This window comes from Gordonia effusa NBRC 100432, from assembly GCF_000241305.1.
Classification (GTDB): domain Bacteria; phylum Actinomycetota; class Actinomycetes; order Mycobacteriales; family Mycobacteriaceae; genus Gordonia; species Gordonia effusa.
In genome coordinates, this window is the sequence record NZ_BAEH01000122.1 from 1 (window position 1) to 9,465 (window position 9,465).

The 9,465-nt window shown below is 64.5% G+C and carries 2 protein-coding genes; both read left to right on the forward strand.

The genetic code is table 11. From position 1 onward, the window contains the following. Positions 1-5,629: type I polyketide synthase (locus GOEFS_RS21175; RefSeq protein ID WP_007320001.1), on the forward strand; the 5,629-nt coding region annotated here is incomplete at its 5' end. Next, on the forward strand, positions 5,626-9,465 hold a 3,840-nt coding region (locus tag GOEFS_RS21180; RefSeq protein ID WP_007320002.1), incomplete at its 3' end, for a type I polyketide synthase. The genes GOEFS_RS21175 and GOEFS_RS21180, both read left to right, overlap by 4 nt.

Consider the following 9,465-nt stretch of genomic DNA (forward strand, 5'->3'; position numbering starts at 1 on the left):
TGGCTCCACCGAGGTCTCCGGAGCTGGCACAACACTGTTCATGGGACGGATTTCGCTGCTCGATCAGCCTTGGCTCGCGGATCACGTCGTCTCCGGCGAAGTGATCCTACCCGGCGCCGCATATGCCGATCTGGCCCTGTCGATCGGTGAACGGCTCGGATTTCCCGTAGTGGATGAGTTGATCAACGAACGCCCAATCCGCCTACCCGCCGCCGAGCCGGTGTGGTTGCAGATCTACGTCGCCGCGGATGGTGGCGGGTCACGTCCAATAACCTTCCACACCAGCAGTACCCATCCCGAACTCGGCGGCGAATGGCATCAGTGCGCTTCCGGAAATCTGCGAGTCGACGACGCCGCGAAGCCGCCGCGTGACGCTAGCCGCCCGCCGGCCCGCGGGTCCGTCGACGTCGAAGAGGTCTATGCGCGGCTCGCCGAGCGTGGACTCGAGTACGGCGAGACATTTCGAGGACTCCGCGAACTCACAGAGTCGGGTGATCGACTCTACGGAGTCATAGATCTTCCCGATGCCGCGGGAGAAACCACCGAATTCAGCATCCATCCGGCACTTCTCGACGCCGCACTGCATCCGATCGCCCATGCTCGCGAAGATCTCGCGTTGCCGTTCAGCTGGAACGGGATCCGCCGCTGGTCACGCGACGCCGAGCAGGTCGAGGTCACCGTCGAGCCGTCCGGCACCGGGTATTCGGTGGTCGCGGTCGATCCCAGTGGCGCACCCGTCTTCAGCATCGACGAGGTGACAGTGCGGCATATAGACACAGCCTCGGTCGGCGTGGGCGCTCCGCGCACCCCGCTGTGCCGGGTCGAATGGGTGGAGTTCCACCCGTCGGCCGAGCGCCTCGATGACGATCCCGATCCAATTGGAATCCTTATCGCCGACTCCTCGGATTGGCTTGCCGATATCGGCCGTACCGACAGCCACGACGTTGCCCAGTCAGTACATGCGGTGGCCGAACGGCTGCTCTCATCCGTTCAAGACTGGATCACTCACGGGGACCCCGAATCCCGTCTCGCTGTCTTCACCCGGCAGGCCCTCGCCGTTAGTGCCGACGACCAGGTCGACCTTCGGCTGGGCGCTATCCCCGGGTTCGTCCGCACAGTTCGAGCGGAGATGCCCGGACGAATTGTCCATGTCGATCACGACGGCTCACTGGAGAACCACGAACTTGCCGTGGTGGCGGCGCGAGCGATGGACGAGGGCGAATCGGACATCGCGATCCGCCGCGGGAGCACACGCGTAGGCCGCCTGTCACGAGACCCGTTAACCGCCCCGACGCCGGAAGTCGACCAACCCACATCATCATCGGGTGACGATCAGACAGCGCTCATCATCGGCGGTGTAGGCATGTTGGGGCGGCTCGCCGCGCGCGCACTCGCCACCACTGGGCGGATCACCGACGTGATCTTGGCATCACGTCGCGGCCCGGATGATGAAGACGCACCGGACGCGCTGGCCGAATTGACCGCCATCGGTTTACGCGCCGAAGTCGTGGCCTGTGACGCGACAGATGCCGGGCAACTCAGCGCTCTCATTAACAGTGTCCCGGCGTCACGACCACTCACCGCTGTGGTGCATGCCGCCGGCGCACTGGCGGATATGCCCGCACATAAGCTGACTCCAGCAGCTTTGCACACGGTGATGACCGCCAAAGTCGATGTTGCGTGGAATCTCCACCGACTCACCGAACACTGCCGGCTGCACACCTTCGTGGTGTTCTCCTCCGCGGCAGGCACACTCGGAACCGCCGGCCAGGCGAATTATGCCGCGGCCAACACTTTCCTCGACAGTTTCGCGCACTGGCGCCGAAGCCAGGGGTTGGCCGCGTCGTCGCTCGCTTGGGGCCTGTGGGGAACGTCCAGCGATCTCACCGACCACCTCGGTGAAAGCGATCGTCGGCGACTGATGAACCAGGGCGTACGCGCACTCGACTTTGACGAGGGTGCTGCCATGCTCACCCGATGCCTGCGTGCAGGCCGCGACGCGGTCCCCCTCGGCTTGGCCCGGACCGAATGGCAACCCGCCATGTCTCCGATGCTGCGCGGTGTGTTGCGGGTGAGTACACCTCGACGGTCGGCTAGTTCGAAGACCAGCGATCACGTCCGGGGCGCTTCAGGTGAAGGCCGTTCTCGCGCAGTGGCTTCCGTCGTGCGTCGGCAGGTCGCAGCCGTCCTCGGCCACCCCGACGAGACCATCGTTCCGGACTCCTCACCGTTCAAGGAGCTCGGATTGGACTCCCTGGCAGCGGTCGAACTGCGAAATCGAATCGCGCACGAACTGGATGTACGACTGCCCGCGACGGTGGTCTTCGACCATCCCACGGTCGCCGATCTCACCACTCGTGTACTGGGTGAATTCGACGAACCAGCGCAGAGACCGGTGACCAACCGATCGAATACCCACGACGATCCGATCGTGATCGTCGGGATGGCCTGCCGCTACCCGGGTGGGGTACGCACACCACGCGACCTCTGGGAATTGTCGCTACGCGGTGACGACGCGATCAGCGGCTGGCCCGACGACCGAGGATGGAGCGCCACGGGTGGCAGCGTGCACATGGGTGGTTTCGTGGACGGGATGGCCGACTTCGACGCGGCCCTATTCGGAATGTCCCCCCGCGAAGCACTGGCCACCGACCCCCAACAGCGACACCTGCTCGAAATCACTTGGGAGACACTGGAAAACGCCGGGATAAACCCACAGTCACTACGCGGCAGCAACACCGGCATCTACGCAGGCATCATGTACAACGACTACGCCACCCGGCTGAGCACGATCCCCGCGGATCTCGAGGCATTTCTGATCAACGGAAGTGCTTCGAGTGTTGCGTCGGGTCGGGTGGCCTACACCTTCGGGTTGCAGGGTCCGGCAGTATCGGTCGACACCGCCTGCTCTTCCTCACTGGTCTCAATCCACCTCGCCACGTCGGCATTGCGCAACGGCGAATGCGACCTCGCACTCGCCGGCGGCGTCACCCTGCTGTCCACGCCAGCCAGCATGCTGGCGGCGGAAAGAATGGGAGCCCTCTCAGCTGATGGGCGATGCCGGTCCTTCGCCGACGACGCCACCGGAACCGGATGGGCCGAAGGCATCGGAATGATCGCACTCGAACGCCTCTCCGACGCACACACCAACGGCCACCACATCCTGGCAACCATCCGCGGCACCGCCATCAACCAAGACGGCGCCTCCAACGGACTCACCGCCCCCAACGGCCGAGCCCAACGCGACGTCATCACCCGCGCACTCACCGACGCCCACCTGACCATCAACGACATCGACGCCGTCGAAGCCCACGGCACCGGCACCCCCCTCGGCGACCCCATCGAAGCCGAAGCACTCATCCACACCTACGGCCAACGCACACCAGATCACCCCGCCCTCTACATCGGCTCACTCAAATCCAACATCGGCCACACTCAGGCCGCTGCCGGGGTCGGCGGTGTCATCAAAATGGTGCAAGCACTCACCCACCACACCCTGCCCGCCAGCCTGCACGCCACCCACCCCAACACACACGTCGACTGGACATCAGGACACGTCGCCATCCTCACCGAATCAACCCCCTGGCCCCACACCAACCACCCACCACGCGCAGCCGTCTCCGCCTTCGGCGTCAGCGGCACCAACGCCCACCTCATCCTCGAAGCACCCCCCACCAGCGCGGATAGCAGTGTCCAGATCGAGGAAGAAGGTCCCGATTCTCGACCGATAGTCGCCTGGCCGGTGTCCGGGCTGACAGGCCCGGCCTTGACGAGACAGGCGGCCCGACTGGCTGCCCATTTGTCGTCGGACGTCTCTGTCGACCCCGGCGTCGCGGCTCATGCCCTAGCGACAAGCCGCGCGGCGCTCCCCCATCGCGCCGTCGTAATCGGTCGCGACCGTGCCGAGTTGGCCGGCGAGTTGGCCGCGGTAGCCGACGATGCCCCAACCGAGTCCTCGGTCGTTGGGACTTCACACGATCATCGGGGGACCGTCTTCGTCTATCCGGGACACGGGGCGCACTGGCCCGCGATGGCCGTTTCACTCCTGACGACTCAGCCCGTATTTGCCGACACGATCAGTCGCTGCGCTCACGCACTGGCCTCTCACCTCGACTGGGATGTCGAGGGCTACCTCCGGTCGGGTGGGCAGCGGCTGCCAGGTAAGACAAATGTTGAACTCGATCAGCCGGCGCTCTGGGCGGTAATGATGGGCCTGACCGCGCTCTGGGGTGAGATGGGTGTACGGCCCGACACCGTCATCGGCCATAGCCAGGGTGAAGTGGCGGCCGCTTGTGCGGCGGGAATCCTCAGTCTGGAGGAAGGCGCACGTCTGGTCGCCGTCCGGAGTCGGCAACTCGCACGCTTGGTGGGCCGCGGCGCGATGGCTTCAATCGCTCTATCCAGCGACGACGCCGCGGTACTGATCAGGAAAGTCGCACCGGATGTCGGAATCGCCACGATAAACGGCGATTCAGCAGTGGTGGTTTCCGGTGAGGCCGACGGCGTCGACGCGGTGGTCGAGCGTGCTGGCGCCGATGGCGTCCGCGTCCGCCGGCTCGACGCTGAACTCGCCGGGCATTCGGTCGTCATCGACGCGCTGGAAGATTCGCTCCTCAGCGAAATCGGCGAAGTCCGACGAACCGAGTCCGCCGTAACGATGATCTCCACCGTTACCGGCGCGGTGATCAAGTCGGCGGATCTCGACGGTAGACATTGGTTCAACAATCTCCGGGAAACAGTGCGCTTTCACGCTGCGGCACAGGTCGCCGTGGATCTCGGTCACAATGTTTTCGTCGAGGTCAGTCCGCATCCGGTTCTCACTCAGCCACTCGATGCCATGCTCGAAGCGCGGTCGGTGACCGACGGTGTGGTCACCGGAACGCTGCGCCGGGATGACGGGGATAGCAGGCGGCTCCTGTTGTCCGCGGCCGATCTGTGGGTCAACGGCGTCAATGTTGACTGGGCGGCACTGAACTCATCGGCCAAGACAGCTATTCCGACGTCGGGCCAACTTCCGACATATGCCTTCGAACCTCGACGATTCTGGTTAGACGCCGAGCAAGAGCAGCAAGTGCTCGACGACCGAACCGAATCTGCCGATACAGAGGGGGTCGATGCCCCTGTCACCACCCCCTCGTTCGGAGCATCACTTCACGGCGAAGACCTGACAACCGAGATCACACAGCTCGTCACCACACAGATTCGGGCCGTGTTGCGGATGGAGGAGGTTGACGACTTTGACGACGACACCGCTCTGAAGGATCTCGGATTCGAATCCGTATCCGTCGTGGACCTGATGAAACGACTGAGCCGAGCTACCGGACACCGCCTCCCATCAACGCTGGCATTCGATTGCCCGACCCCCGAAGCGATCGCCGACCATATCCGCGGACTGGTGGAAGCCGACCGGGCCCAGCACGTCTCGGCGCTCGTGGATGAACTTACGGCGGCGCTGGGCTGGACCGAGCCCGACGACGACGTTCGGGCACGGCTCGCGACGCTGTCCGGTTGGAGCCCGGGCGCCGCCGACGCAGCCGACAGGAATATGAGCGACGCGACCACCGATCTGGAAGCCGCCTCAGACGATGAACTGTTCGACATGGTCGACAGTGGGAGGAGTGGGCTATGACAACCGAAACGGCGGCGTCGGGCACCGCGACCGAAGCCAGGCTCCGAGAGTATCTGCGCAAGGCGATAGCGGACTCTCACGCGTTACGGGCCGAACTCGAAGCGGCACGTCAGACCGTCGGAGAGCCGATCGCGATCGTCGGGATGGCCTGCCGCTACCCCGGCGGCGTCAGCTCGCCGGACGAACTGTGGGCCCTCGTCGAAGATGAGAAGGATGCGATCACCGACTGGCCCGATGATCGAGGCTGGAATCGTGAACTTCTGATCGACAGTGATCCGGCGCGGACCGGGACGTCGTACGTGCACACGGGTGGTTTCGTGGACGGGATGGCCGACTTCGACGCGGCCCTATTCGGAATGTCCCCCCGCGAAGCACTGGCCACCGACCCCCAACAGCGACACCTGCTCGAAATCACTTGGGAGACACTGGAAAACGCCGGGATAAACCCACAGTCACTACGCGGCAGCAACACCGGCGTCTACGTGGGAGTCGTTGCGGGCGATTACGCCGACGGTCATTGGACGGCGGTCCCCGACGAATTGGAAGGCTATACCGGGGTGGGGACGATGCCAAGTGTTGCGTCGGGTCGGGTGGCCTACACCTTCGGGTTGCAGGGTCCGGCAGTATCGGTCGACACCGCCTGCTCTTCCTCACTGGTCTCAATCCACCTCGCCACGTCGGCATTGCGCAACGGCGAATGCGACCTCGCACTCGCTGGCGGCGTCACCCTGATGACCTCTCCCTCGGGGTTCATCGAGTTCTCTCGCCAGCGCGGACTCTCAGCTGATGGGCGATGCCGGTCCTTCGCCGACGACGCCACCGGAACCGGATGGGCCGAAGGCATCGGAATGATCGCACTCGAACGCCTCTCCGACGCACACACCAACGGCCACCACATCCTGGCAACCATCCGCGGCACCGCCATCAACCAAGACGGCGCCTCCAACGGACTCACCGCCCCCAACGGCCGAGCCCAACGCGACGTCATCACCCGCGCACTCACCGACGCCCACCTGACCATCAACGACATCGACGCCGTCGAAGCCCACGGCACCGGCACCCCCCTCGGCGACCCCATCGAAGCCGAAGCACTCATCCACACCTACGGCCAACGCACACCAGATCACCCCGCCCTCTACATCGGCTCACTCAAATCCAACATCGGCCACACAGCCGCGGCCGCCGGGGTCGGCGGTGTCATCAAAATGGTGCAAGCACTCACCCACCACACCCTGCCCGCCAGCCTGCACGCCAACCACCCCAACACACACGTCGACTGGACATCAGGACACGTCGCCATCCTCACCGAATCAACCCCCTGGCCCCACACCAACCACCCACCACGCGCAGCCGTCTCCGCCTTCGGCGTCAGCGGCACCAACGCCCACCTCATCCTCGAAGCACCCCCCACCAGCAACCCACCGCCCGTGCCGGAAAACTCGGCCACGGTCACCCTGTTGCTCTCCGGTCATACCGAGGCCGCCTTATCGGGACAGAGCCGACGCCTATCCGAATACCTCTCACGTCACCCGGAAATAGATCCGCGGGCAGTCGCGACGACACTTCGCACGGCCCGTGCGAGCCTGAGCCACCGTGCAGCGGTGATCGGCGCATCGCCGCAGGTACTGGCCGAACGTCTCGCATCGGTCGCCGATGGTGTAGCAGGGCGGGGTGCGGTGGTGGGTCACGCCCGTCGTCATCGCGCCATCGGGTACCTATTTACCGGCCAGGGAAGCCAGCGCCCCGGAATGGGAGCCGAACTGTGCGCCAAATTTCCTGTCTTCGCCGCGCAGTTCGAGTCCATCGTCGACCTCATGGATGCGAAGTTGGACGGTGTGGACGGCTCACTTCGTGAGGCGATCGCCGCCGATTCCGCACCCGATCGAGTCGACCAGACGATCTTCGCCCAGCCGGCATTGTTCGCCTTCGAAGTGGCGATGTTCCGCCTACTCGAATCCTGGGGTGTTCGACCGGATTACCTGTGTGGCCACTCGATCGGCGAAGTCGCGGCGGCTCATGTTGCCGGAGTATTGACCCTCACCGACGCGGTCAAGCTGGTTGCCGCTCGCGCCACCCTGATGCAGACACTTCCCCCGGGTGGGTCGATGCTCGCGGTCGACGCGGTGGAAGACCATCTGGACACCGCGTTTCCCGAGTGGCGAGACGACCTCGACGTCGCCGCGATCAATACCCCGTCATCCCTGGTCGTGGCCGGTTCGGACACCGCGATCGACAATCTTCTCCGTGCGACCACATCGCAGGGGATGCGCGCTCGCCGCCTCGCGGTCAGTCATGCCTTTCACTCCAGACATATGGACCCGATACTCGCGGAGTTCCGCGCCGCCATCGCCTCCATTTCTTTCGCAACCCCTCAGATCCCAATCGTCTCAACGGTGCGCGGTGAGCATACGAGCGCGAATTGTGGGCGCGCGGAGCACTGGGTTGACCAAATCAGGCATCCTGTTCATTTTTGTGACTCAATCCGCGAACTCATCCGCCGGGGCGCCACTCATCTGGTCGAGGTCGGGCCGGATTCACATCTGAGCCGCTCAGCCCTGGACACTCTCCGGGCGGACGAGCGTCACGAGGATATCGCCGTAATACCGACGGCACGTCGGGACCGCGATCCGGAAGAGACGGTCCTTCTTGCCGCAGCCGCGCTGGCAGTCGACGGTGCCGACATCGACTGGCCGACACTCGCCGATAAACAGGCTACGGCCATACCACTGCCGTCATACGCATTCGACCGACGTCGGTACTGGCTCGAGCCCGGTCCCGCTCTGATCTCCGACCATAGACCAGATCGGGTGCGGCCCGAACCGGCTCAGCTCCCGACGGAGCATCTCCCTCAAACCTCGGTCGCACCCGACGTCGCCGATGAGGTGCTGGCCGCCACGGCCGATGTGTTGGGTATCAGTCGCGAAGATCTCGACGACGAGATCCGATTCGCCGAGCTGGGGATGACCTCGCTGGCCGCCGTCGAACTCGTGGAGCGTCTCGGGAGCCGCCTGGGATTGCGTCTGGCGCCCAATGTGATCATCGATCACCCGAGCCCGCGCGACCTTGTCACCCACCTACTCGACGCCGAATCCCCGTCGCCACAAGGGCCTTCGTCCTCCGCGTCCGATTCGTTGCCCGAGGTCTACCTCGACCTCAATCGTCGAGGAACAGTGGAGGCTGGCGCGGCGTTAATCGTCGCGGCCTCCCACACCAGACCGACCTTTACACGCGATCAGATTCAGAGACACACGCCACCGCCAGTCCGCTTGCGGCAAGGACGCGCCGACGCATTGACCACGGTTTGTTTCCCGGCACTCACCGCGATGTCCGGACCACACGAGTTCAGTGGATTCGCGGCGGCCCTGACTGATCGATATGCGGTGTGGTCTGCCGATGCCCCGGGGTTCGCGCCGGGGTCGGCGGTTCCCCACGATCTCGAAACATATCTGCAGTCGCAAGCGGCGATGGTCGCCGATTTGGTCGGGGACAGTGATTTCGTGGTAGTGGGGCGCTCACTCGGCGGCATCGTCGCACATGCGGTGGTCGCGCAATTGGAGATGCGGGGGCTTCGTCCCCGCGGCCTCGCCTTGATCGACACCTATCCAGCGGATATGGCTATCACCGATGGCAACGATTGGTGGATGCGGTCTCTCATCGACGGAATGCTGGCCCGCATCGATGAACAACGGCTGGAGCTGTCAGCGGACCGCCTCACCGCAATGGGTGCCTATCTGCGCCTCACCGCGGACATATCGCAGCATCAGATCGAAACGCCGACCCTCTTGGTTCGGGCCCGCGATCGCCTGCCAGGTATGCCGACAGATCGGGCCACATCG